Below are 26994 nucleotides of genomic sequence, written 5' to 3' on the forward strand. Positions count from 1 at the left end.
AAGAAGAATGAAAAGAAAGATTTTTTAACTACTAACACCTATTGGTGATTTTATATTCTACAAAAAAGGAGTAACCCCCTAGCACTTCTGACTAAGTGTCACTCCTTTTTATTTTAGTTATTTTTCTTAGTTACTTCATTATAATAGTGGCTAAATGCTTCTACTAATGCATCAACGGAAGCATACAACTCTTCTGGTGTATTATCTACCCCTCCCATTTCAATAAGTAATGCATTTGGAGAAAGGTCTTGATTATATACTCCGTTCCCGCTTTTACGATCTTTAATAAAAATCCCTCGGCTTAACCCGTAATACTTCTCATCTAAATATGAATTTATTGCCGTTACTATTTTTTTATTTTTTTCAAAGTTAGGATTCTCTCGCCCTAAAATGAAATAGAGCCGAGCATAATTTTTTCCGTTAATATTTTTTGTTGTAATATTTTTTCGTGCATCGTCTCTATGAAGGTCCATTGGAAACATAATATTTTTATCTTGCATTAATTTATCTTGTAATATTTGACGGGATCCTTTGTAAGACTGAGCCCAATTTAAATTTTTATTTCGCAGAAAATCCCTCATATTTGTCGTATCATGCGAAACACCTATTCCTTTTTCTTCTAATTTTTGTTTTAAATAGTTTCCAACAAACGTAATATTCACTTCATTATTTGTACTGGAAGCATCATCGGGTACAGTAGCACCTGGAATAAGAGGAATAAACGATTCCCAACTATGTGTATGATAAATAAAAACTTTATTTTCACTGTTATTTTGTGTATTTGAATTTTCACCAGTAGAATTGTTTTCTTTCTCACTCTTTGGGTACTCAATAGCAGTACCTTTATCTTTAATTTTATCTAAAGGAATACTAGATTCTTCAGGAATGTTCGTATAATCTGTTCCTTCCCCAGCAATTAATATTTCCGAGTAAAATTGATTCATATTAGGAAGTTCTCGAGTTAATAAACTTCGGAGATCATTTACATTAATGTTTGTAGAAAGTGATAGTAAAAAAGATTCTAAAGACGCTCGTCCTTTTTCTTTATGAAACTCTTCTGCAAAATAACGATTTTCACTTCCTATCATATACATAAGACCTTTAGTAGAATTCGTTCCTAATAACTGATTCATATAATATGATTTAAATACGCTAGAATTACTAGAAATGAAGAATGAAGTGAGGATACATATAATCGTGAATAAAATACATACCACTACATATCTTACATTTAATACTTTCAGTTTCACTTTATTCATTTTATATCTCCCTTCATTTACTATATTCTTACGCATAATTTTTAAGTAATATGATTACTAATTTAATAGAATTGTCTCAAAAATTTTAAAAGAAATGAAATAACCTGAGTCTATATAAATATAGAACTCAGGTTATTTCATGCCGTTTACTCGACAGGAGGCATTGCATTTTGATGGACTTTTTTATTTTCCATGTTAATGCCTAATTGGTCTTTCAAGAACTTCATACCTTTTTTTGTAAGATGAACAGCCCGATTCTTATCTGTTTTTGTAATCCATTCCTGTTCAAAAAATACTTTTGCTATTGCAGATCCTAACCAACCAGAAATATGGTAGCGTCGTTCACTCCAATCAAGACAAGGTTTTGCAAATATTCTTCTCTTTATATCTGCCGTTTCAATATTTATTCCAAAATTCAGAAACCAGCGCTTACCTTGTTCCGTTACAATATATTCTCCTTTCTCTAAAATGATAAATTCCTTATCTAATAATTTTTCGGTTATCTCTACACCGAGTCTGCCTGCAAGATGATCATAACAAGTTCGAGCATAACGAATTTGTTTTAGTTGATCCGATTGTTTTAAAGACCGAACTTGAACTGTTGGCGCGATTGTTCCTAACTTTTCAAGAACTTCTGCTACCTCTTGATTAGCAAGTCGATAGTACCGATGTCTACCATGTTGTTCAACTGTAAGTAGATTCCCCTCTACTAATTTAGAAAGATGAGAACTAATCGTTGGATGTGACACCTTTGCCATATAAGCTAATTCGCTAGCAGGTAGTGCCTGATTATTCATTAAACAATCTAAGATAATTGCTCTTGTAGGTTCAGCAATTAGTTTAGCTATATATGAGATATTCGGATATACATTCATATTTCGATGATACCCTAACTATTAAACTGATACAATTATTTTAAGTTTAATAGTAAAGGAGAATGTATTATGAATGCAATTGATCTTAGTATATTAAATTTGAAAGAAACGAGAAGGCGCTCAGAAAAATTATGGAATTCTCTTCCTGACAATTTTCTTAATTGGAAACCTGATCATGAGGCTATGTCCTTTGGTGAAATGATTCGTCATGTATGGAGCTCAACTTTTTACTATCATATGATTTTAAAAAACAACGGCTCAATACATGATATACATTTCCCGTATGATGACGAGCCAATTACTTGTGTAAAAAAAGAAATTGAATGGGCACAAGTATACTTTACTGACTTCATAGAACATGTACAATCAATAAGCATAGCCGAGCTAGATTCAACCCTTATTGATCGAAGCGATGTTGGCTATCAAAGATATTTAGGCGACATGCTATTACGAATTGCCTATCATGATGCGGTCCATGCAGGTCAGTTTTTACAATATTTACGAATGGTAAACTTGGAAAGACCTTTAATTTGGGATTAAAAGTTGCCAAACGAACATTACAATAAATATTTTTTCAGCCAATAACAATCCAAAATCATGATAACAATTTCTATTAAAAATCTCATCTCAATTTGGTACGTCGTACACATAAAAAGCACGGGTTTGATTAGTAATCAAACCCGTGCTTTCGAAACAACTATAATATCCATAAACAATAAAATGTAAGCTTTAAAAACTACGACCGAAACGCCGCATCTGCCAACATAGATAGTGTTGCATCATCCATCGGCGGATTGTGTAATCCTGCTCTGACGTTTAAATAGTAACGATGAAGCGGATTTTTTTCTGATAAACTTTTGGCCCCTACGATGCGCATTGCTTTATCTACAATTGATATTGCCGCATTCGTTACAGCATATTTCACTGCTGCTAATTCCGCTTGCAGTGATAGTTTATCTTCTGCCTCATCGTACTTTTTTGCAATTTGATATAAAAAGACGCGAGCTTGCATAAGCTCAAGTTCTAATTCTCCAACTAATCTTCTAACATTCGGCAATAAACTAATAGAATGATTTAAACTATTTGGTTTGTATGATTCCGCAAATTGAACTGCATAATTTCTTGCTGCTTGTGCAATTCCTAAATAACATGCTGGTATATGTAGCAACCAGCCAATACCCTTTTGTTTCACTTTTCCGCCCTTTATATCTGTAAAAAAGCGGTTTTCTATCTCCACATTTTGTAAGACAAGGTCGTGACTAGCAGTCCCTCGCATCGCAACGCTATCCCACGTTTCTTCAATGGATACACCGAGCGTGTTTCTTGGAATAACAAACTCACCAACTTCTTCTCGGCCTTCCATACTCGCTGAAATAATAAAATAATCAAGTATTGGCGCCATCGTTGTAAAGGTTTTCCTTCCGTTTATAACCCACTTCTCGCCTTGTTGAACCGCTATTGTTTCTGGTTTACCGCCACGCGTCGGACTCCCTGTTTTTGGTTCTGTTGCTGCCCTGTTAAAGAGTGCACCGTTACGCACTTCTTCGCAAAACCATTTGAACATCTCATCATTCCAAGAGCGATTTTCCGCTAGCTCTTTCACAATGCCAAGATGCCAGCCAATCGATAATGCAGTAGCTCCGCAGCCTTCCGCGATTTTCTCTTGAAATAAAACGAAGTCATATAAAGAAATCGCACTACCACCAAATTCCTTCGGTAACGTTAATTTCGTATATCCGATATCTTTCAAATCACTTATATTTTTATACGGAAATGATCCTAATTCACTTAGTTGATGCTCCCTTTCCATGAACTCCGGAATCAATTTATTTATTTGTGCAATAATGAAAGATTGTTTTTCTGTTTCAACAAATGAGAGTGCCATACTATAATCTCCTTTATGTTCGATTCATCAACCGCTCACTTTTTCATTATGATTATATGAAGCTACCTCTTTATTGTTTCACTATTCCGATAAAAATACAATGTTTTTGACTAATACGAAAAGTTCCTATTTAAGGATAGGTTCTTTTCTTATGTTAGTCTCCCTTCAATGCCTTTAATGGCAAAGAGGTTACATATCCAATATACGAGAATAATTCTTTAAAGAAGAATGGAATTTCTGTGTCTAACGTTTTATATGCTGATGTCGGCGTTGGTGAAGCATACGCTTCAATATTAATATGTTTTGCGATTCTCATTGCGCGTTTCATATGAAGTGGATCACTTACAATCGTGTATGTGCGTATTCCGTTCTCTATTCCAACTTCCTTCGCATTCTTTAAGTTTTCTTCAGTAAAAAGGGATTTTGTTTCAATTAAAATATCTTCGTCTTTTACACCTTGTTTCATTGCATATACTCTTGCAGTACGCGCTTCCTCAAGTTCTGCCTCGAACTTTGTACCACCCGTAAAAATAATCTTTTTAATGTTTCCGTTCTTATATAAAGAAATCGCATGATTAATTCTTTCTTTAAATACAGGGGATGGTTTTCCGTTCCAAGAAGCCGCTCCTAGTACGATACCAGCATCCGTTTTCATACTATCATCTGTTTTAAAACGATAGCTCCAAATATCGTAAGCTGCATAACTTACATATAAAATAGCAGAACAAATCATTAGTAAAAATACTTGAAAGATTCGTCTTTTCTTACTTTTCTTATTTTCTTTCATTTGTAATTGCCTCCGTACATCATCCATACTTCTATAAAAAAACATTTATATCAAATCGTTTTGTTTGAGTTTATTTAAAAGAAGGAACTTTACTTGTTATCTATGTATAAAAGGGTTTTCATTTAAAATTGAGGATTATCAATTCATTTTCATTTGCGGTTTTCATTACATGTTTTAAATTCATAAGTTTATTACCATACAATTACATTGTAACGAATTTTTTCTCAGAAGGGAACGATGAAACAAAAGTAATTAAAATAAAGTAGCATTTTGTAAGAAAAAAGGTATATTTTTCATGTATTACGAACAATATACCTTTCAAAACACGAATTATAACTTTTCTTTATACAATTCTAATTTTTCCAATAAACAAGCTTTCACTATTGGCCATTCGCTTCCAATAATACTATACACAACTGCATCTCTCACATGACCACTTGGTAATTTTCTTTCATTTCTAAGCACACCTTCTTTAACTGCTCCTAAACGTTCAATTGCTCGTTGTGCTTTTTCATTTCTTGCATCCGTCTTAATTTGTACTCTCAGCATATGCAATTTTTCAAAAGCATAGTGAAGAAGCATATACTTACACTCTGTATTGATACTCGTACGTTGCACACTTGGATGATACCAAGTCTGCCCTAGCTCTACTGTTTTATCTTCTACTGAAATATTATATAAACGTGTACTTCCTACAATCGTATTCGTCTGTTGATCCACTACAACGAAAGGTATTTCAGTACCCCTTCCATAACCCTTTATCGCTTTTTGCACATATTGCTGCATATCTTGAACATTATCCATTTTAGAAATTAAATACGCCCAAATATCCCGATTTCCTTCTATAATCGAAAACAAAGTTTCGACATCCTCACTATCTATTAACCGTAACTTTGCTCTTTCGTGAATCATTTCCATTTGTAAACCCCCTTTGTTGTTACTATATCATACAAAAACAAAACCTTTTATAAGAATAATAGAATATATCTGAAAAGGAAAATTTTGATAATTCCTAATAAATGCTATATAATAATAAAACGGGAGGGGATAAAAATGCTAGATCAAATTACTTGGGGAACACCAGGCAGCTTATTATGCTTAGGATTCTTTTTTGCAGGATTAGGAATCTTCTTAAGAAGCATTACGTCATATACGAAAGATAAGTAAAAATATTCCCAGACGTGATAGTTGTATATTTTCACGTCTGGGGATATTTGATTTTCTTAGCTTAATAGTGATATGGGAATACACCGCTTTTAAAAACTTTAAAGCAACAAATAAGCAATCGGAGTAATAATAAGTAACGTTAATATCGTTCTTTGTACATAGAGAATAATAAGTTCTGATACTTTTAAAGGAATGTCTGTCGATAAAATACAAGGAATGGAAGCTGAGAAAAACAATATAGATGATACCGAAACAACCGCAATGACAAACTTTGTCACAAGTGGTGCACTTACAACTAAAAGAGAAGGTAAAAACATTTCTGCGATACCAACGGATGCGGCTTTAGCAGCTAGTTCTGCTTCTGGTAATTGTAATAGCCATGTAAACGGATAGAAAATATAACTGATCCAATCAAATATTGGCGTGAATTTCGCTAAGACGATACCAATTAATCCTACTGACATAATAGATGGCAAAATTCCCATTGTCATAATAAAACCATCTTTTAAATTCACTGCAATATTTTTCATAATACTCGGTGCAGACTTTGATACCTCTAACGCATCTTCCCAAGCACGTTCTAGCATTTTTTCTTTATAAACAGGCTCCGGGAACCCTTCTTCTGTTACATATGTATCTGGTTTTCTACTAAGTGGTGGGATTCTTACGGTGATAGCAGTTACGATGAATGTTACAACGAGAGTAGTCCAAAAATAAACATTCCATAAATGCATAATGTCTAATGTTTTTGCGATGATGATCATAAATGTTGCGGATACTGTAGAAAAACCTGTAGCAATAATGGCTGCTTCTTTTGTCGTATACTTACCTTCTTTATACACGCGATTTGTAATTAATAAAGCTAACGAATAACTCCCCACAAAAGAAGCAACCGCATCAATTGCTGACCGTCCTGGTGTATTCCATAAAGGTCTCATAATGGGACGGCAAAACGTACCGATGAATTCAAGTAATCCGTACCCGACTAATAATGCTAAAAAAGCCGAACCAATTGGAACGAGTAAACTTACCGATATTACTAGTTTTTCATACAAAAACGGTCCTACATCTTGTGCAAAGAACCACGCTGGCCCTACTTTCAAGCAATATAATACACCAAAAACGACGCCAACTACTTTTAAAATAGAAAAACAAATGTCTACGAGAGATGCATTCCATTTCTTCGTATAAAACGGATAAATCGCACCCACTATCATAACGAGTAGTGCATAATAAGGTACGACGCTCGGAACCGAAGTCCGAATCCATGATACGATATGATCGATCATAATGGATGAAGCACCATTTATCGTAACTGGTACGAAAAACATAAACACCCCAACTAGACTAGCGAGTATAAAGCGAAGAATGATCCTCTTCTCACTCCCTGTCTTAATTACATTTCTTTTTAATTCAATTTCACTCAAAATTCGACAGCTCCTTTTATCTAAATATTCTGTATAATTACATTGAATCCCTTCTTTTCAATTGAAAATTATACAAGCAATAATCTTACTTTTTTATTGTCAGTCTCCAAAAATTATCATATAATATCTTTCATATATGTTACATATACTCATTTTAAACATATATTTTGTAACTAAATCATTTCTTTTTTTCAATTTACTCTTTAAATTAATCTACATAAAAATAGAAGGAGAATGGGAATTTGAAAACAATAAAAATAACTATGGCAAGTGCGTTACTATTTGGTGCTATCATCGCTCCATCTAGTTCTTTAGCTGTGAGTGAAACTGTAACGCAAAAAAATAATGTGCAGTTGGGGAATTACGAAGACGAAGACTACTATCAGTTTCCTGATGTTATTGGCTGGGCAAAGCCGTCCGTTGATTATTTAGTAAAGAAAAAAGTCTTGTCTGGCTTACCAGACGGTACATTTGGACCTAATCTTGAAATTGATAGAGCTTCTGCCGCAATTATCATGGCAAAAATATTAAACTTACAAATAGACGCTTCAGCAAAGCCATCATTTAAAGATTCTCAAGAACATTGGGCTACTCCTTATATTGCTGCAGTAGAAAAAGCTGGGATTATTAAAGGCGTTGGTAATGGGAATTTTGAACCTTCTGGAAAGCTAACAAGAGCCGCTATGGCCTCTATGCTTGTTCATTCATATAACTTAGACAAAAAAGCCACTGAAAAACTACCTACTGTATTCCGAGATTTAAAAGGACATTGGAGTGAAAAATCCGCCAATCTTCTTGTTGCTCTTGGTATTTCACTGGGCTATGGTGGTAGTCATTGGTATCCAGATAACACGATTACCCGTGCAGAAGCTGCAAGTTTAGTTGCTCGCACAGACCAATCGAAAGATAAAGAAATTAAATTAAAGCAAGTTACTATGAAACAACATTATTTTATTTATCCTGAAACCTCTCTTCATTCAGGTATACTTGCTGAATATGCACCACAAACCGTTACTGTATTCGATGAATCTGAAAACGGATGGATTAAAATTGCGACGGATCATGGACTAAAGTGGACACCATTAAAAGAGAAACAAGTATACATTGATAAAAACTTTGTTACCTTTGATAGACCGTCAAGAACAGGATACGTGGTTGGTAAATATTCCCCTCAAACTGTAACAGTCGTTGAAGAAAATAGCATCTGGTTAAAAATTCGCACTAGCGAAGGACTTCAATGGATGAATCCATATTTAAAAGAGGGTGAGGGAAAAGAACTAACATACATACCAAGAACATTTTTCGCTTACGATAGCCCTAATTTTTCTTCTAAAATATCTGGAAAGTATGCTCCACAAGGCGGCATCGAAGAATTAGCTATGGGAGATGGCGGATGGGTACAAATTCGTACAGATAAAGGACCAAAATGGATAAACATGTCTTATCTCTTGCGTCCAAAGCTCCTCTTAAATGTTCCTGCCATTAATCAATTGCCGGAACTACAAAAAGGAAGTGCAGTTGTTTCACTACAAATGCTTTTAGAATACTATACAGGACGTTCATTAAATAAAGTAGACTTTGCTAATCAGATGCCATTTGATACAACTCGACGCCAGACTACAGGAGATGGGAAAATTTCAGTTTGGGGTGATCCAGACATCGGATTCGTTGGTGATGTAAGAGGAATAAGTTATGGTTACTCTATTAACCCGGCACCATTGAAACAATTACTTGATAAACATGCAAGAGGTACAGATTTAACAGGACAGGCTTTCTCTGTATTAGAAAGCTATGTACGTAATGGTAAACCAGTTGTAGCGTGGGTAGGAACCAGAATAACTGCTCCACAACTAGAACAAACTTGGAAAACACCTCAAGGAAAAACCGTAAATGGATACAGAAATGCACATACTATTATAATAACTGGTGTAGATGATCGTAACATTTATTATAATGACCCATTAGACGGTAAAAAAGACCAGCCAATGGTAAAATCCCGATTTGAGCACAGTTATAATCAAATGGGTAAAAAAGCTTTAAGTATCGATTAATCATATAAAAAAGCCTATTTTGATCGTATGATTCAAAATAGGCTTTTTCTATTACTGTCCATAATCATCCACAATCACTTGAATGACACGATACGATTCTTCTGCAACTATCTTATCACTAGTCTTATTCGCATCATATGTAATTAACGCTTTCCAAAGTGCCCATCCTCTCGCTCTATTCCACGCTTCTTCATCTATTTGCAATACTTCTTTAAATACCTTTCTACTACTTTTATCAAAAAATGTCCATGCCATCGCTGCATCACAAGCTGGATCTCCTACTCCTAAAATACCAAAATCAATTACGGCACAAAGCTTTCCATCCTTAACGAGTAAATTTCCTGGTGCAACATCTCCATGAACCCAAACTGGTTTATGCTTCCACGTTGACTGAAGTGCTACATCCCAAAGGTGCGTTAATACAGTTTCATCAAAAACGTCCTTATTATTTTTGATAGCACCTCTCGCCTCTTCATCATATACAGATATAAGCCCGCCTCGGTAAAAATTATGTGCTCCAGCGATCGGTCCATTACTCGCATCAATGGATTGTAATTTTAATAAAAATGCTCCTAAATCCGCTGCAAATCCATTTAAGTCACGAACATTTTGTTTCGTAACTGTTTCCCCCTCTATCCACTTATTAATAGACCAAGGCCATGGATACGCTTCAGATGGATTACCTTTCGCAAGTGGTGTAGAAATTGGTAAAGAAAGTTCCTTACTTAATAGAGGTAGCCACTTATTTTCTTTCTCTACTTGTGGTGCATATGCCGCATCACTTGGCAACCTTACACTCATCTCATCCCCTAGATGAAACGTTCTATTATCATGCCCACTAAACTTTACAGGTCTCACTTCTAAATGTGCCCATTCAGGGAACTGTTCCTCTATCAACCTTTTAACTAAAGCAGTAGGAAATTGATTCATCCACTTACCCCCTTCTCTTTTGAAACTTACTAAGTCCTTCTGTGCTTCCAACATATTCAAAGCCATTTCTCTTATAAAAATCATTCAACGTACGATTATGCCCAACACAATCTAGTTTCAAAAACTCTTTGTCACAGTGCACATTCGCGTCTATCCATTGTAAAATCAACTCTCCGATTCCATTCCCCTTATACTTTCGTTTCACTGCAAATCTATGAATATATAAAGAATCTGAAACTTCCTCCTTACCAAAGATATGTTCATCCCAATCATTTTGTTTAGGAGATGCTGTAACCGTACCGACAATTTCATCTCCTTTCGTAACCACATATGTATATTTCTCTCTTATACCTTCTAGTATTTCAGCTGTAGCCTCTCCGCCTAACAGATACTGCCACTGGTCCACTTCTTTATGTTGTAGCCACTCTGCTACTTCTTTTAATAGAGTAATTATGCTATCACTTTCCTCTTCAGTAGCAGTTCGAATTGTATATTCTTTAACTGTATTTCTCTCCATATTGCTGTTCCCCTTTCAAATTACTATCATACTGATAATCGCGTTCTACCGTCATTTTCGTCTGTAACGTATTCAACATAATAATCTTGATTCCTTGCGTTTTCATAAATCAATTCAATCTTTTTTTGATCTTTAGCGTAAATTATGACGTATGTACAATCCGCAACTAGTAAAACTAATTCACACTTACTCTCTTTAAATTCTTCATATGTTTCAATATCTACTACTTCCTCTCCTTTTGAATACGCTTTTAAATCTGCAAAAATAACATAATATATATTGTCTTTAAATAAAGTTTTCAAATCTGATCCTTCCACTATACTTGGTTCATCTGGAAATAATGTCTCATCCAATCCACCACGTGCTATTAAGTATGACTCCTCATTCCCTACCCACCAATCATATGAAGAAATATCAATCGGCTTTAACACTTTCCAAAGTAAATTATCATATTCATTTGGAATATCTACTGTAATTCCTCTCTTCATTTATTTGCTCCTAGCTTATTTATTTTCGTTTTTATTTCATACATTATATACCAAATTCAATTACTATAATTTATCGATATCTATGTAACTTGTATTTCACCGCGAAAAAAACCGTCCCACTACTTATGAAACGGTTTCTTTCTGCTTATATTTGAGTTTTTCATGCAATTGTTGCACTGCACTTTAAAATAATTTCTAATATATTCATCACATCAGCCATTCATTCTTAATGCTCACTTCGTCTTCACAAAATAATATAAAAACCACACCGCATGATTTTGTTCATCGGCAGCTATTCTGCGCAACAACTCTTTCAGATGTGCATCCGATGTTTCATCTGAAATTTCCAAGTAAAAATCTACTGTCTTCTGTTCATCTTGTATAGCGAATTCTAATCCTTGTAAGTACGTATTCGGACATTCTTCCGTAATTTGTGGTTTCGGCTGCTGACCCGTTAAATTTGTATAGATTTGTACAAAATGATGGAAATGCTTTATTTCATCGTTACGAATCTCAAGAATTTGATTTCGTTCCGTCGCATTTGGAGCCATGTTAGCTAATTTTGCATAGCAATTTATGGCACTAAATTCTCCATTAATAGCTTTCTCAATATCACGAATCAGCTTATCATTTTGCCTATACCAATAATAATAATTCGAAATATACATCGTATCCCCTCCATTATTTCACATAACATTTTATGCAATTTGAAATAGCAGGAGCATGTATATAAAATGATACCGCATCTTCTATTCCCTTTAAAATATAGAAAAACCTATCCTACTTGATTTCCCTATAAGCTAATAAAAATCAAAAAACGCTTCACTCTTAGTGAAACGTTTTTTGATTTTATGCGTTTAATCCCGTTTTATGTTCCTTTCCTACACTACGTTTGAAAGCAGTCGCTAAAATAATAACCATACTTACTCCACCAATCCAAACGAGCACAGTAAGAGGTGTACTCCAGCTTAACCCTTTTCCAAAGAAGAATATTTCTCTAAGCCCTTCAATCATAAATCGCATTGGCAACCATGCGTACACCCAGTCTTGATAAAATGGCGACAACATTTCTGGTGCTAACGATAATAACGGCGCCCCGAAGAATAGTAAGAGAGCGAATACACCGATTCCCTTTAATCCAACTAATGAAAGTACCGCCGATATCATTAAGAAGAAACTAAACGATGTAATAGACAGAAACAGTGCCGTATCTGTGAAGTTCGAAATATTTAACCCTACCATACCATCCGCGATCCATGTAAGACCGAACCCAATGACCAGTGTCGCAACAGCCCCTGTTACGATTTGTTTTAATTTTAATACGAAGCTTTCTTTTCTTGTACCTACTGGCATTTTACTTATCGCAATAAATATAATTGCTGCGCTCGCTAAACTTACAATCCATAACGGCTGAAATAAAGACATCGGCGAGTTACCGTTCGCACTATTTTTGCCGGTTTCGTTCACATTTGTCACTTTCTTTGCAATCGGTGTTACTACATTTGTAACTTGATCTGCTGTTAATGTAGCTCCTTTTGCTTTCAATCCTTCTAATAGTTGTGTACGAACAGTATTGTTCATATTATCAACTACCCCATTTAACATTTGTCCTGCCATAGTTGAAGCCGCTGTATTCATTCCTTGATTGATGAATATTTCTACCTCTGGCGAAGATGGCTGTGATGTTCGTAATGATGCTTGTTTTGTACTAAAGTCTTTTGAAATAACTAACGCTGCGTAATACTCTTGATTATTTAAGCCTTTTTGAACTGCTTCTTTATTTTTCACTTCTACCCACTTCACTGCAGGTTCTTCCTCTGATTTTGATGTCTTTTTCATATTATCAACAATCGTTTGCCCCATATTCATCTTCGGTTGATTCGGAATTTCTACTCCTTGATCCTCATTTACAATTGCGATTGGCAAGTTTTTCGGCTGAGGTTGAACAGTTGGAAATAACGTTAATGAAAAAATAAAAACAACAAGTAGTGCAATAACTGGTGATAACAATAAAAGTTTATTTTTAAACATTTTCTTTTCTCCCCCTTACATTTGATTTATAATAACCAACAACGTGTTGTTTATTTATATTTTGAATTATATGTTCGAGTTAAACCTTATACAATAATCAAAAATCGTGAATGTGTCGGTTATAAGACACATCTTTGAAATGTGTTGGCTAAAAAGAAGGAGGGACGTACTTTGCGTGATAGTAATTTAGATTTACGCGTTATTCGTACGAAAACTGCCATACGAAATGCATTGGTCGAATTAATTGAAGAAAAAGGTTTTGACGCCATTACAGTGAAAGATATTACAACGAAAGCAAACATTAATCGCGGTACTTTCTATGCGCATTATCAAGATAAATTTGATTTAATGACGAAATGCCAAGAAGAAATTATGTATAAATTTTCTAGCATTGCCAAACAGAGATTACCTGAAGTGATTGCTGATCTTGGGTCAAATCCTTCCCCAACAATGCCGTTTATACTTATCACTTCTATTCTTGAATTTCTAAATGAAAATAGTGATTTTATGAAAGCTGTATTAAGTCCAAAAGGAGATTTATCTTTCCAAACAAAACTGAAAGACTTTATGTGGAAAACAATATTTGAAGATACGAATGGTGCTCTCATTAATAAGGAGAATTTACTTGTCCCAAGCCAATATCTAGCTTCTTATATGGCATCTGCTCATATTGGTGTTATTCAGCAATGGTTAAATAACGGGCAAAAAGAAACACCAGAGGAAATTGCTCGCATTTTATCAACAATCGCAGTTCATGGACCTTTTTATGCGGCTGGTTTAAAGAAATAAGTCAGCTATATAACAAAAGATCATCCACTATATTAGCGGATGATCTTTTATTTCATTACAACACTTCAATATACCCTTCAGTCCCATGTACCCGAATTCGTTGTCCGTCTTTTATTAATTTTGTAGCATTCTCTACTCCGACGACTGCTGGTAATCCATATTCACGTGCAATTACTGCTCCGTGCGTCATAAGTCCGCCAACTTCAGTGACTAATCCTTTTATAGACACAAATAATGGTGTCCAGCCAGGGTCAGTAAACGCAGTAACTAATATATCTCCTTCTTCTAAATTCGCTTCTTCCATGCTTAAAATAACGCGAGCTCTTCCCTCAATCACTCCTGAAGAAACAGGCAGGCCTACAATCGCATCAGCTGGGAGGTTTTCTCGTTTATATTTACCTGTAATGATTTCTCCATCAGACGTCATGATACGAGGAGGCGTTAGTTTTTCATATAATTTGTAATCATTTTTTTGTTTTTGTATCAGCTCGTAATCTAGTTTATTCGTGCGAACAACTTTGTGAAGTTCTTCAAAAGTTAAATAGTATATATCATCGACCTCACGAATGACACCGCTCTGCACAAGTTGCTCAGCTTCTTTCAATAATGCCTGCTTATATATGAAATAACGATTAATCATGCCGTATTTTGGATATTCACGATAACCGATAAAATTACGTATATTCCAAATCATTTGCTTCGTCTCTTCTACTTTTTGCTTTCCATTTGGCAAGTGCTGCAATCGATTTACTAACTCTTCTTCTTTTTTCAATGCTTCTTGCAGCCCTTCTTCAAACTTCCGTTTACTAGCACCCGCTTTAAAGTCTCTTATATTATTTAAAATCATCGGGATAATTGTAGTTGGCTTTTCAATCCAGCGCGTTTTCGTAATATCGATTTCTCCGCTGCATCTCATTCCGTATTTATTTAGAAAAGCACTGATTGCTTCTCGAGCTTTCTCCCCGCCTTTAAACTGAACTAATTCATTTAAAAAGCTATCTTCTTCTACATGTTGTAAATACGCTATAACTTCTGGATACGGCCGAATCACATCAGCAACGTCCAGTAATGCTAAACCCATTTCAGACGTAATATTATTTTGTACCGATTGAGAAAGCGTGTCTGCTGCATTCTTTTCGCCTAGCCAGTGCTCCATCTTTTCATTCATCCATGTTGAAGCATTCATTCCTGCCATAATGACAGCGATACTTTGCGGGTTAAATAATACTTTCTTTAATTGCTGAATGTCTTCCAAAATAAAATCAAGTACATCCACCCCTGATTTCATTTGCATGTTTCGTTTTAACTCTTCGATTGATGCTTCACTATTCTGTATTAAATTCGTAACGATTGCCAGATCATTTGCGATTTCTGGTTGCGAATTTGCAGGTTGCTTACTTTTACTAACACTCTTTTCTTTTTCATCATCCGGCAACAATGTAATAAAATTATCTCGCTCGATTATAGTCGTTAATGCATCTCTTACGAGTGGATCTGATTTTCCTAAAGTATTTATTAAATAATCTCTGCTAGCAGGTGAAGCTAATTGTTGTGTAGCATCAACAAACAGCCGTCCTCCCGCTTTACGCATAGGAGCATTAGTCGTTAACAGGAAAAAAGATAACCCAAGCGGTTTCATCGCATCGGTCATCATTTGTTGGTGACCAACTGATATATACACATGATTTCCCCCATCATTTTCTTCAGGAATTGGATATAAAGTCGTAATGGGGCGACTTTGGACAATATAAAATGTATTATGGGCTAAACACCATTCAATATCTTGCGGACAACCAAAATAAGCTTCAATCTGTCTTCCGATACTTGCTAGTTGTAAAATTTGTTGTTCAGACAATGTTTGAAGTTTTTGCTGAACCGGATCAATCTGTTTCGTCTCCGTTCCGCCCTCTTTTAATGCATAAATAGCTATTTTTTTAGTCGCTACCATCGTTTCGGTAATTTCGCCTTCTTTTACTTTATAATTATCAGCAGAGACCAGTCCTGATACTAATGCCTCACCAAGTCCAAAACTTGCATCGATTGATAACACCTTTCGGTTAGAAGTAATCGGATCGGCCGTAAATAAAATGCCCGAAGCCTCAGGGAAAACCATTTTTTGAACGACAACACATATAGAAACTTGATTATGTTCAAAACCATTTTGCATGCGGTACGTAACTGCTCGCTCTGTAAATAAAGACGCCCAGCACTTTCTTACATGCTGTAAAATCGCTTCTTCTCCGATAATATTTAAATACGTATCTTGTTGACCAGCAAACGAGGCATACGGTAAATCTTCAGCCGTAGCACTAGAGCGCACGGCATACGCATGTTCATTTCCAAAACGTGAGAGATAATGAGCTACCGCTTCCACTACATCAGTAGGGATTTCTACTGCCATAATGACTTCTCTAATCTTCTTACTCATTTCACCAATTTGAGCTCGCTCTTCCTTTTTCAACTTTGTTAGTTGCTGCAACAAAGTTTGAAGATCCTCATTTTGCTCGATGGCCTTTTCATATCCTACCGTTGTAACACAAAATCCTTCTGGAACTTGTATCCCTTGAATGTTAGATAACTCCCCTAACTTCAAACCTTTTCCACCAACGAGTGAAAGCTGTGTGTTTTCTATTTCCTGAAAATCGAGAACGAAAGAACTCATTTAACATCTCTCCTTACTAATCATGTGTTCTTGATTGTAACAGTAGTAAATGAGAATAAACAGTCTATTTCGAACGTGATTTACATGATATAATTAAGTTAGGAAGAAAGTAATAAGATGCCCCAGTTGCCGCTTTTTAAAACTGGGGCATCTTATTTAATATCCATGTTCATCTTAAATATTTCTATTGTGTCAGCAGCTTTAATATATCCACCAGCATCTTTTAAAGTACATTTAATTTTATGACTATTTTCTAAGTATACATCATTATATAATACCTCCATTACTGTATTATATAATGTCGCTGGAGTAAGATTTTTTAGATTTAATTGTATGCCAGCTTTTAAATCTTCTATTCTTTGAGCCACTATCGGTTGATCTCCCATAACTGGTATAACGATCATAGGAACACCAAAATACAAACTTTCACTAGAACTATTCATTCCCCCATGTGTAATAAAAAGATTAGCCTGTTTCAAGACCTCTAGCTGAGGCACATAATTATAAACCTTGAAATTATGTGGAACATTTTTCAATTGGTTAATGTCAATATGTTTTCCTACAGATAATATGATAGTAGCAGGAAAATTTTTAAATGTTTCAAAACATGTATAATAAAAATCCATTTGTTGATTAAATACAGTTCCCATAGAAATATAAATAAGTTTCTCTTCTTCCTTTTGTTTATAAGTAATTTCTTGCATATCTTTCCGTGATGTAATAGAGGGACCAACAAAAATATAAGAATCATCTAATTCCTCCACATCTGGTTGGAAGAATTCAGATGTATATACAAGAGTAATATTTCCAGCACACGTCATTACATTTTTCTTTTCATTCATAGAAAAACCATATACCTTTTGCCATTTTTCTAGAATACGCGTAACTTCTTGATAGGAAGGTGATGTTTTATCTCCTTCATTGTGATTGTTCATCAGGGCGTTAAATACCTTTTTAGTAACTGCGAATGTTGTACATGAAGAAATTCTAGGTACATTTAGTGCTTCAGCTATAATCCATCCTACTGCAAAATTGTTATCATATATTACATAATCATATTTTTCTTCTTCCAGCTCTTCTATAATAATCTTTATTATTTTGTCCATGGATTTTACCATATGTAATAATAGTTCAGAGGGATGTATTTTTCCATTCATTCTTTCTAACATGTCTACTTTTTCTAAAAAATTTTCATATGGACGAAACGAAGCTCCTGTTTTTTCAATCTTCCCCTTATACTCCTCTACACAATAGTAAACAACTTCTTCTCCTCTTTTTACTAATTCTTCAATAAGAGCAAGAGTTGGATTCACATGTCCTTCCCCTGGAAAATTAAACATCAGTACCTTTGCCATATGATAGTTCCTCCTCTAAAATTAAAAATCCCCTATAATAAAGTGCGTTTCTCTCTTCATTTTAATAATGGATACTTGTGATAGTAAATGTAATAAACGAGTAAGAAACAAAGTCGATATACTATAAATTCTCAAAAGATGGATGCCTACTTCAAGTGGAGACTTTCTGAATTGTGACAGAAATAAGTTTGAATATGCACTCTATGTAAGTAAACAGAATGTGAAATACTAAAAGAAATGAATGAAATTGTATTTATAAAACGTCATCCACCAAAATGGATTTTCAAAATTAGGGAACTATAATGTTGTATTAACATATATTAAGGGGGATAAAAATTGGACAATGAAATGAATTACGGAAGTGATTACAAGTTTATTCCAGCAACTTCAATTAAAAGTGGTCACGGTATCGAACTATTACCTGATTTATTTTGTTATACGATTCAAATCGTCAACATTTGTTTTGTTGGAAACCCTGAGACTAATGATTTTGTTTTAGTTGATGCTGGAATGCCTAAATGTGCAAATGAAATTATCTCTGTTACTGAGAAGCGATTTGGTACAAATAGCCGTCCAAAAGCAATTATTTTAACTCACGGGCATTTTGATCATGTTGGAGGAATAATTGAACTCATTAAGTATTGGGATGTTCCAGTCTATGCCCATCAAATGGAGATACCGTTCTTGACTGGACAACAAAGCTATCCTGAACCAGATCCAACAGTTGAAGGTGGTATGGTAGCGAAAATGTCTCCCCTGTTCCCTAATGAACCGATTGATTTAGGAAATAGCGTAAAAGCACTACCTACCGATGGAACTGTTACCCATATGCCAGAGTTTAGATGGATTCATACACCAGGGCATACTCCTGGGCACATTTCATTATTCCGAGAAAAAGACCGAACTTTAATTGCTGGGGACGCTTTTGTTACGGTGAAACAGGAATATCTATATAAAGTATTTACTCAGGAACAGGAAATAAGCGGACCACCCCGTTATTTAACAACAGATTGGAAAGCCGCTAAAAAATCAATCATTAAATTAGAAGAAATAAAGCCTCTAGTCGCTATTACTGGACATGGGATACCAATGTCAGGTGAATTGCTATCAACAAGCCTCAAAACACTCGTTCAAGAATTTGATAAAATCGCTGTACCCGATTATGGAAAATATGTAGACAAAAAGATACATTAAGCATGAAAATACTTTGTTTATCTTTTCATATTAATGAATCAAAATATAATACAAAATTATCATTCAAAAGGTTTTAAACTTAAACTGTTAAAAAATTGAATGTAGGCAATATCTATATCCTAAAAATCGAACTACTCTTTTGGAATAAAAATCGAGCTTTCGCACACACTATCTTTAATAAAGTCTGCTTCTTACCCAGGCTTTATTTCTTACCATTAAAGAGCAGTCATAATAAATAACTGCTCTTTTTAATTTCATAGCATAAGCTTAAATTTTTTGTTCATATTATACTTAATCCATGAAATAGTTATACTCCTTACATTCATGAATGTAATTTCCTCGCTGCAGTTAGCTTTTGCTAGCTGCTTTTTTATTTATAACCTTTAAAACTCATACAAAACTCCATATTTTTAACCATATCCCGAAATTCAATCCTTTTAACTTGGCTTCTAAAGAGGTTTTTATGAAAGTTATTAAGATGTTGTGACAGAAATAAAAAATTAGCGTAGATAGATTAATGACAAGCTGGAATCCGTTATCTCAACTTGTATATTTCATAGGCAATGATGTAATGAATTCAATGTTAGAATCTTTAGTATAAACATGGAGATATTTCAATGTTAAATAGTCATAACATAAATTTTAAAGATGAAAATAAAATATTGATTTTTATTAATGTTTCTTTCAAGTACATTTTGACCAAATTTCATTTCAATGTTTTTAGTTTCAAAAAATCCGATACATTCCATGACCTTACTATATTCTTGACTTTTGTTCTCGGTCTGCTACCCCTGGACCATTGCAAACAAAGTATAAAAATAAGAACAATATCAACGAAATCCCCACCATAATACATCAGCACGCCCCCAATTTCAGCTTGTTCAGTGACTACACCAGCAGGCGGATGAGCATATATGTATTTCGATAATATCCCATGACCAGCTGATGCAACTATTAAAATAATTGATCGGTATATATAACTATACCTATGGGATATTGGATCAACATAAATCATTGATGTGGTAAACAGGTATCCTGCAATAAAAACATGGAAATGTATGAACAAATGAAGAAGTATACTTTTCTGCATCATCGAGTATAAGTTAGTCGTATAGAGAATCCATAACCCTCCTAAATTAAGCAAGGTTGCGATAATTGGATGAGTAAGGATTTTTAAAGGCCTACTCTTTAGTATACTTGAAAGACGTCGCGCTGTTCCCACATTGAGCGTTCGTAAAAAAAGAGTCATCGGAGCTGCTAATGCTATAAAAATTGGAGCAAACATCCCAAGGAGCAAATGCACAAGCATATGTATTGTGAAGTCATTATGAGCGCGATGAGCTAAAGGTCCAACAACTGCTATTGCTACACAAATAAGCCCTAAAACCCAGAAGACACTTCGATATAACGGCCATCGTTTGTACTGACGATTTGATAATACCGTCGCTACAACATAAATTATTAATATAATTAAAATGAATACGAATAACGAAAAATCCAATAAACTCCATATTTCGTGATGAAGATGGTTATTGTTCATCTAAACTTTTCCCTCTCAATAATCTTTCATCGGTTCTTGTCTGAAAAACTAGTAGAATTCCAATTAAGACCATTACAGTCGCAATTATATTCCATATTACGTCGTAGATAAGAACATTATTTACGTATCGAATCTGATGTATTTTCATTAGTTTATGTTGAATTATACCGTCATATAATTGAAATCCACCACTACCAAGCATTAACCCGCTCCACCATCTTTTCAACCAAAATGCATTTCTACGGCGAAGATCAGCAACCATAAACAAGGAACCAATCGTTGCAAACCAACTAAAAGCATGAAAAAGACCATCTGAAATCAGTCCAATATCTGTTGTAGATTTATCATAAAAATGGTGCCAATGTAGCAGTTGATGAAAAATAGTTTCATCTATAAAAGCTACTAACCCTAGGCCAAACAAGATACCTGACCATAGATTACGGGTCAAATAAACAGAAGAGGTTAAATAGCTTGTATTATCGGTTTTAGTACCCATTAAATCCTACCCTTTCCACTAATGTATATTCTTATTTTTCCCAAAAGAAAAACGTGCTAAACATACTTAGCGCCAAAGGAAACTAATGTTCAGTTAGAAATATCGTATAGATACTTATTCTCTAGCATATTTAATATTTGATGACAACTCCCTAAAAAACTTTAAGAAGTTCACCATTCTAAAACAGCGTTAGTATAATTTCTTTAGTATTTTCGAATGAATCTATATTTTTATCCTTTAATCAATTTATTAACAATGGAAATTACCATTTAGTCTTAACTATTTGATCCTGTATAAATAAACTATAGTTTTTCTCTTAAGGTAATTTCCATATCTTCATTTTAATATTGCATTTGTATTGCCTTTTGCACATTTTGAACATCATTTTTTAATAGTTGCTTTAAATCGTAAGCTGGATAGTAACCGCGTTCGTACATAAAGTTAAAAACCTGCGCATGTAATTGTATAGCGCCATTTATTTGACGGGTTAAAACTTCTCTAAGTCGGGGTGTTGCAGTTTCAGTAATTGCGATTGCATAGTTTCGAACAGATGTCTTTGCTAATCCAAGCAAATCTCCAGCGTAAAATCCAGTGTCATCACGATGCTGTGATTGAAATCCAGGAGCATATGGATAAAACTGTACTAACTCTTGTAGATTGTTTTGGATGGCATTTATAGCTTTAATATATAACGATTGAAGTGCTTGATCAGGTACATTTCTAACTGACTTTTTTAATTTGATTAAACCGTTCGCTTGGAATGCTACTAATTCATGTAGATCCAATGTTTCATGCCAAGCTAACTGATTAGGATAAGACATATATGTTCCCCCTTAATATTCATTCATGCTACAACATTATGCAAAAAAATGTAAAAGGGGCCTATACTACATAAATTCATTTCAACCTAATTTATCATTACTTTCCATTTTCTATGTTAATCACCATAAAATAAACTTAATTCCTCTTCCCTACTTTTTTATATCCTTAATTTTAATTTTCAAAATGACTTCTTCGCCTTTACAATCTATAAATTTAATTTTTTCTTCCTTAAAAATCCCCACCATAATACATCCTTTCTCGTTTCGTTATAAACCATACTAGTTAGAAAATATAAATGTGAACATTGTACCTTCATATTTTTTAATTTTATAGTTACTTAAATTTATATATTATTAAAAATCAAATATTAAAGTAACTACATTGAAGGGGATTCTCCATTAAATCACTTTATTTTTATAGATTAAAAAATAATTACTTTAGCCGTGTTAGTCACCTATTTCTAAATAATTAATAGGCTATATATTATGACTTAGGAGGGATAAAAAGATGACTATAATTTACGATAAAGACTCTTTACAAAAAAATATTACTAACCTTCCACATTGGCAACAAGAAGCTTTCCGTTCTTTTAAATTAAAAATGACAGATAAAAATAAACCTTTCCCTTGTATCCCAGCTCAACACGGCTTTACAGCCAATCACCTCCGGTACGGATTCATTGGTGATCCTAGAGATACGAATACTAGCGCTGATTTTGCCACATTACTTAAAGAATATACGGAATGTTCTAGAGACACAGGGCAATACGCTTCACTTATTGTTTTTATTCATACACCAATAGATTTAAAGCAAGAAACTACCGTTGAGGATTTTGAACATATTTATTGGTCTCTACTTAATACAACTAGCCGTTTGGACGAGATGGAATGGCCTATGCACATTCCAAAAGATCCTATGGAAAACACTTGGGAATTTTGCTTTCATAATGAATCATATTTTGTTTATTGCGCTACACCTGCCCATGTTAATAGAAAAAGTAGACATTTTTCATGTATGATGCTTGCTTTAACTCCTAGATGGGTTTTACAGGAAATTATGAATTCTGAGAAACGCACACGAAAACTAAAAAACTTAATACGTCAACGTCTAGCTGCTTATGACAAAGCTCCTATTCACCCTTCTCTTAAAGATTATGGTGAAAAAGATAATTATGAATGGCAGCAATATTTTTTACGTGATGATGAAACAATTCCATCCAAATGTCCGTTTTCTCGAATCATAAAATACTTGCATAAAAATAAGTAATCCACTCCACTTTTTATTATTTAGTTGTACAAACTTTAACCACTGAATAGATTTAATATAGATCAAATTTAGTGGGAGGAGCATGTTATACGTGGGCATATTTTTAAGCTATGTTTTCTTAGGTTTATCATTATCTGCTCCAATGGGGCCTATTAATGCTGCACAGTTAGAAAAAGGTATTAGGAGTGGGTTTTTTCACGCTTGGATTCTTGGCATAGGAGCCTTAATTGCAGATATTATCTATATGGCGCTTATTTATTTAGGTGTCATTCATTTCCTCGAAAAAGAGATTATAAAAGTTTTTTTATGGTCTTTCGGGGCTTTTGTTTTAATCTATACAGGTATCGAAAGTTTAAAAAACGCGAATCAAATTAGCATTAGTAATACGAGAAATGATGATTCAATTATTAAAAGCTTTTTTTCTGGTTTCTTTATGTCTTTATCTAATCCATTAACAATTCTATTTTGGCTTGGAATTTTCGGCTCTATATTAGCAAAAGCCGCTTCTTCCTATAATAAAGAGCAGCTTTTGTTATATAGCTTTGGTACCATTTTAGGTATTTTTATTTGGGATATTACGATGGCAAGTACATCTAGTATATTTCGTAAATTTTTGAATACTCGTATATTGTCTCTTATAATGATAGTATCTGGAATATCACTTATTATTTATGGATTATATTTTGGTTTTCAAACTTACCAAATCATTTTTCAATAACTTCTATTATTTAGTTCTGACATACTATTCCTGTTGTGAAAAGAAAGATACTTCATATAGCTGTATCCCTTTTTCTTGAGACAAAATGAACAATTATAGTAACAATAACAACTATTCCTAAAAACAACAAGCTCACTAGGAAACCAAAACGCGTTGTTTTTTGCAATAGTGTTCCACTAACAGCTAGTGCAATCATAATAAGACCAATAATACTTTTTATTTGCATCCAACCTTTTGGATTCATTAGTCTCCAAAAGGAGAGAAGAATTAAACTCCATGTATATAACAACATTAATCCAGCTGCAGTTGTTACATATTCATATATATTTTTTGGTAGTAATAAAGCACTAAGGATAGAAGCACCAAGCCCCATTATGATAAGAATTAAAGCTGGAAAAGAGATATTTTTCTTGTTTTTTTTAGCAAACATTGCAGGTGCATCACCTTCTTCAGCTAAGTTCATTAATACACTTGTCACTGCAAATAATGAACCAACTAACGTTGAAAAACCCGCTAAAATTAATACTACATTTAAAATAAATGGCACATACGGCAAATTATAGTCTTGTAACGCTATTACAAAAGGACTTTCTTTCGTATTAAACTGGTTTAATGGTACCATCATAATTGCCAACCCTAAAGAGACTACGTAAATAATCGTTAAAATCATTAACATTACTCTCCCTGATTTTTGTGCATCTTTAGGGTCTTTAAGTCTTATTGTCATTAACCCCATAATTTCGATTCCTCCAAATGCATAAAATGCATAAATTAGAGAGGACCAAGTGCCTTTTAATCCATTTGGGAACCAATCTTTAAAATTCCGCGGCATTTGCGCCTTATATAAACCACCCTTTATAAATCCTAAAATAACCAAAATAGCAATCACAATGAATCCTATAATAGCCGCGATTTTTATAATAGCCATCCATTTTTCTAAACGTTCGAATATTTTTACCCCTATAAAAATAATTAATATAGCCGCTACTCCATATACAGCAGCAAATATCCATAGTGGTATTTTAGGGAACCAGTAACGTGAAAAGATTCCTAACGCACTTAACTGGCTGCCCATAATAAGCAACTCCGAACACCAATATGTCCATCCGTGACTAAAACCCGCCCAATTTCCAAAAGCTTTTCTTGAATAAATGCGAAACGATCCTTTTTGCGGATCTTCCACTGCCATTTTTGCCAATGCTTCAAATACAATATATGTAGTGAATCCCGTTAAAATCAAAATAAGAATAATTGACGAACCACCTATTTTAATCCCTATACTGGATCCTAAAAAAAAGCCCGTTCCTATTGTACAACCAATTCCAATAAGTGAGAGTTGCCACCATTTTAAATCTTTTTTTTCTTTCGTTTCGTTCTTAACATCATGACAGGTCATATTACGATTCTCCTTTATTCATTTTGAGAATGCCCCTCATGATCACTTAAGTACTTCTCAGCAAGCTTTTCAACAACATCAACGACATCATGAGCCTTTATTTTGTGATTTGCTACTCTTTCACTTCCTACAGAAATCTCAACTGTAAATAATGCTTCATATTTCATTTTTTCTGCTCCTTTCGCATCAAATATAACCTCGCATCTTTTATCCTTTTATTGCGCAAAAATTAATTATGTATTTAAAACCTTGTAAGTCTAAAAGTTAAACAAATAAATTCGAGATATAGTTGTAAATCTAAAAAATGTATGAGAAAGGAGAGACGACATGCCTCTCCTCTATATCCATTTTGTATATAAAATTAACGAGTAACTCCACCACCAAGTTGTTGCTCCGCTAATGATACGAGACGTTTTGTAATTTCACCACCAACAGATCCGTTAGCACGAGCTGTTGCGTCCGCTCCAAGTTGCACTCCAAATTCTTGAGCAATTTCATATTTCATTTGATCAAGAGCTTGTTCAGCACCACGTACTAATAATTGATTGCTGCTTCCACTGTTATTGTTTGACATATTGATTCACCTCCTTCTTTCTTTAATATGTTAAATTACATGCCAAAATATATAGCTAATTAATTGGTAATTACGACCACGAATTCAAAGGTATAATTGATGCCCTTTAAGCCCAACATAATAGTGTATAGGAGAACGAAATATAATATACGTGCCATGGGATATTATAAATAGGCTTCCATCAGAAAATGAAACGGGTTACGCTATATAAAAGCATAACCCGTTTCTAATGAAATATTTTATTCCATATACGTTTAAACAATGGAGGAAAATGATGAAACATATTGTTGCTTTATTAATTAAATACACAGCGATAACTGCAGTATTACTTATCGTACTCAGTATCTTTCAAGGCATTTCCATTCCTAGAGTATTACTCATTTCTCTTTTCTTAACAGGAGCTGCCTATTTAATCGGCGATCTCTTCATTTTACCTAAATACGGAAATATGATTGCTACAATGGCAGATTTCGGCTTAAGCTTCTTCGGAATTTGGCTTTTAACATCCTTGTTTACTAATTTAGATGCTACTCGTAATATTGGACTTTCTTCATTCTTAGCCGCTTTAATTATTGGCGGAATAGAGGTTTTCTTCCACATTTATATGAAGAGGTTAGTACTGCGTAACGACGATGAATTAAGAAATTACAATCATATTCATCCTGATAAATATGCTATGGAAATGTCAGATGAATATATGGATTCTTCTACAATAAATAAATCCAAAGTTGAGGATACATCTAAAAAATAAAAAAGTGGCCAATG

General features: G+C 34.1%; 26 protein-coding genes. 7 read left to right on the forward strand and 19 right to left on the reverse strand.

The window, feature by feature from the left end:
• Positions 1-113 precede the first annotated feature (113 nt).
• Both AAG068_RS15085 and AAG068_RS15090 read right to left on the reverse strand, forming a co-directional pair.
• Complete coding sequence (locus AAG068_RS15085) at positions 114-1259, reverse strand: stage II sporulation protein P (RefSeq protein ID WP_342714862.1); 1146 nt, start codon at positions 1257-1259, stop codon at positions 114-116.
• 146 nt (positions 1260-1405) lie between these two features.
• Positions 1406-2134 carry an ArsR/SmtB family transcription factor gene (locus AAG068_RS15090; RefSeq protein WP_342714863.1) on the reverse strand — a complete coding sequence of 243 codons (729 nt, stop codon included), beginning with the start codon at positions 2132-2134 and terminating at the stop codon, positions 1406-1408.
• A gap of 69 nt (positions 2135-2203) precedes the next feature.
• Here AAG068_RS15090 and AAG068_RS15095 point away from each other — a divergent pair, with 69 nt between their 5' ends.
• Positions 2204-2674 carry a DinB family protein gene (locus AAG068_RS15095; protein ID WP_342714864.1) on the forward strand — a complete coding sequence of 157 codons (471 nt, stop codon included), beginning with the start codon at positions 2204-2206 and terminating at the stop codon, positions 2672-2674.
• A 196-nt stretch (positions 2675-2870) separates the two neighbouring features.
• On the opposite strand, the gene AAG068_RS15100 is transcribed toward AAG068_RS15095, so the two are convergent.
• The 4 genes from AAG068_RS15100 to AAG068_RS15115 form a co-directional block, all read right to left on the reverse strand.
• The gene (locus AAG068_RS15100; protein WP_342714865.1) at positions 2871-4019 is read right to left on the reverse strand and encodes an acyl-CoA dehydrogenase family protein; all 1149 of its coding nucleotides are present in this window, start codon (positions 4017-4019) and stop codon (positions 2871-2873) included.
• Positions 4020-4173: 154 nt separating this feature from the next.
• Entirely contained in the window at positions 4174-4806 is a 633-nt protein-coding gene (locus tag AAG068_RS15105; protein WP_342714866.1) for a YdcF family protein, read from the reverse strand.
• A gap of 330 nt (positions 4807-5136) precedes the next feature.
• On the reverse strand, positions 5137-5724 hold the full coding sequence (locus AAG068_RS15110; protein ID WP_342714867.1) for a GNAT family N-acetyltransferase: 588 nt from the start codon (positions 5722-5724) through the stop codon (positions 5137-5139).
• A 347-nt stretch (positions 5725-6071) separates the two neighbouring features.
• Complete coding sequence (locus tag AAG068_RS15115; protein WP_342714868.1) at positions 6072-7400, reverse strand: YjiH family protein; 1329 nt, start codon at positions 7398-7400, stop codon at positions 6072-6074.
• A gap of 242 nt (positions 7401-7642) precedes the next feature.
• Here AAG068_RS15115 and AAG068_RS15120 point away from each other — a divergent pair, with 242 nt between their 5' ends.
• Positions 7643-9451 (forward strand): S-layer homology domain-containing protein, encoded by a 1809-nt coding sequence (locus tag AAG068_RS15120; protein ID WP_342714869.1) that lies wholly within the window; start codon positions 7643-7645, stop codon positions 9449-9451.
• 51 nt (positions 9452-9502) lie between these two features.
• Here the strand turns inward: AAG068_RS15120 and AAG068_RS15125 are convergent, their stop codons facing one another.
• From AAG068_RS15125 to AAG068_RS15145, 5 genes are all read right to left on the reverse strand, one after another.
• Positions 9503-10381 carry an aminoglycoside phosphotransferase family protein gene (locus AAG068_RS15125; protein WP_342714870.1) on the reverse strand — a complete coding sequence of 293 codons (879 nt, stop codon included), beginning with the start codon at positions 10379-10381 and terminating at the stop codon, positions 9503-9505.
• Between the two features lie 4 nt (positions 10382-10385).
• Entirely contained in the window at positions 10386-10898 is a 513-nt protein-coding gene (locus AAG068_RS15130; RefSeq protein ID WP_342714871.1) for a GNAT family N-acetyltransferase, read from the reverse strand.
• Positions 10899-10924: 26 nt separating this feature from the next.
• Positions 10925-11386 carry a DUF2691 family protein gene (locus AAG068_RS15135; protein ID WP_342714872.1) on the reverse strand — a complete coding sequence of 154 codons (462 nt, stop codon included), beginning with the start codon at positions 11384-11386 and terminating at the stop codon, positions 10925-10927.
• A gap of 233 nt (positions 11387-11619) precedes the next feature.
• Positions 11620-12054, reverse strand: coding sequence for a ferritin-like domain-containing protein (locus AAG068_RS15140; protein WP_342714873.1), 435 nt, complete (start codon positions 12052-12054; stop codon positions 11620-11622).
• Between the two features lie 181 nt (positions 12055-12235).
• A complete protein-coding gene (locus AAG068_RS15145) occupies positions 12236-13417 on the reverse strand; it encodes a YhgE/Pip domain-containing protein (protein ID WP_342714874.1) in 1182 nt (393 codons plus the stop codon).
• Positions 13418-13588: 171 nt separating this feature from the next.
• On the opposite strand from AAG068_RS15145, the gene AAG068_RS15150 reads away from it, so the two are divergent.
• Complete coding sequence (locus AAG068_RS15150; protein WP_342714875.1) at positions 13589-14206, forward strand: TetR/AcrR family transcriptional regulator; 618 nt, start codon at positions 13589-13591, stop codon at positions 14204-14206.
• 55 nt (positions 14207-14261) lie between these two features.
• Here the strand turns inward: AAG068_RS15150 and ppsA are convergent, their stop codons facing one another.
• Entirely contained in the window at positions 14262-16868 is a 2607-nt protein-coding gene (gene ppsA / locus AAG068_RS15155) for a phosphoenolpyruvate synthase (RefSeq protein ID WP_342714877.1), read from the reverse strand.
• A gap of 152 nt (positions 16869-17020) precedes the next feature.
• Positions 17021-18223, reverse strand: a complete 1203-nt coding sequence (locus AAG068_RS15160) for a macrolide family glycosyltransferase (protein WP_342714878.1) — start codon at positions 18221-18223, stop codon at positions 17021-17023.
• Positions 18224-18559: 336 nt separating this feature from the next.
• On the opposite strand from AAG068_RS15160, the gene AAG068_RS15165 reads away from it, so the two are divergent.
• Positions 18560-19417, forward strand: coding sequence for an MBL fold metallo-hydrolase (locus AAG068_RS15165; RefSeq protein WP_342714879.1), 858 nt, complete (start codon positions 18560-18562; stop codon positions 19415-19417).
• A gap of 706 nt (positions 19418-20123) precedes the next feature.
• Here the strand turns inward: AAG068_RS15165 and AAG068_RS15170 are convergent.
• The 3 genes from AAG068_RS15170 to cotF all read right to left on the reverse strand — a co-directional run bounded on the left by AAG068_RS15170 (position 20124) and on the right by cotF (position 22274).
• Entirely contained in the window at positions 20124-20957 is an 834-nt protein-coding gene (locus tag AAG068_RS15170; protein ID WP_342714880.1) for a cytochrome c oxidase assembly protein, read from the reverse strand.
• Positions 20947-21453 carry a DUF2243 domain-containing protein gene (locus AAG068_RS15175; protein ID WP_342714881.1) on the reverse strand — a complete coding sequence of 169 codons (507 nt, stop codon included), beginning with the start codon at positions 21451-21453 and terminating at the stop codon, positions 20947-20949. The genes AAG068_RS15170 and AAG068_RS15175 overlap by 11 nt, the downstream gene beginning before the upstream one ends.
• Positions 21454-21794: 341 nt before the next feature.
• A complete protein-coding gene (cotF, locus tag AAG068_RS15180) occupies positions 21795-22274 on the reverse strand; it encodes a spore coat protein CotF (RefSeq protein ID WP_065484273.1) in 480 nt (159 codons plus the stop codon).
• Positions 22275-22782: 508 nt separating this feature from the next.
• On the opposite strand from cotF, the gene AAG068_RS15185 reads away from it, so the two are divergent.
• Both AAG068_RS15185 and AAG068_RS15190 read left to right on the forward strand, forming a co-directional pair.
• The gene (locus tag AAG068_RS15185) at positions 22783-23541 is read left to right on the forward strand and encodes a YqcI/YcgG family protein (RefSeq protein WP_342714882.1); all 759 of its coding nucleotides are present in this window, start codon (positions 22783-22785) and stop codon (positions 23539-23541) included.
• A 91-nt stretch (positions 23542-23632) separates the two neighbouring features.
• Entirely contained in the window at positions 23633-24259 is a 627-nt protein-coding gene (locus AAG068_RS15190; RefSeq protein ID WP_342714883.1) for a LysE family transporter, read from the forward strand.
• Positions 24260-24311: 52 nt separating this feature from the next.
• Here the strand turns inward: AAG068_RS15190 and AAG068_RS15195 are convergent, their stop codons facing one another.
• The 3 genes from AAG068_RS15195 to AAG068_RS15205 form a co-directional block, all read right to left on the reverse strand.
• Positions 24312-25655: an amino acid permease gene (locus tag AAG068_RS15195; protein ID WP_342714884.1), complete on the reverse strand. Its 1344-nt coding sequence runs from the start codon at positions 25653-25655 to the stop codon at positions 24312-24314.
• 14 nt (positions 25656-25669) lie between these two features.
• Complete coding sequence (locus AAG068_RS15200) at positions 25670-25822, reverse strand: hypothetical protein (protein ID WP_000872953.1); 153 nt, start codon at positions 25820-25822, stop codon at positions 25670-25672.
• A 194-nt stretch (positions 25823-26016) separates the two neighbouring features.
• Positions 26017-26229, reverse strand: a complete 213-nt coding sequence (locus AAG068_RS15205; protein ID WP_000069660.1) for an alpha/beta-type small acid-soluble spore protein — start codon at positions 26227-26229, stop codon at positions 26017-26019.
• 274 nt (positions 26230-26503) lie between these two features.
• Between AAG068_RS15205 and AAG068_RS15210 the strand changes: the two genes are divergently transcribed.
• A complete protein-coding gene (locus tag AAG068_RS15210; protein WP_342714887.1) occupies positions 26504-26980 on the forward strand; it encodes a YndM family protein in 477 nt (158 codons plus the stop codon).
• The last annotated feature ends 14 nt before the right edge of the window (positions 26981-26994 follow it).

This window comes from Bacillus paramycoides (genome assembly GCF_038971285.1).
Lineage (GTDB): Bacteria > Bacillota > Bacilli > Bacillales > Bacillaceae_G > Bacillus_A.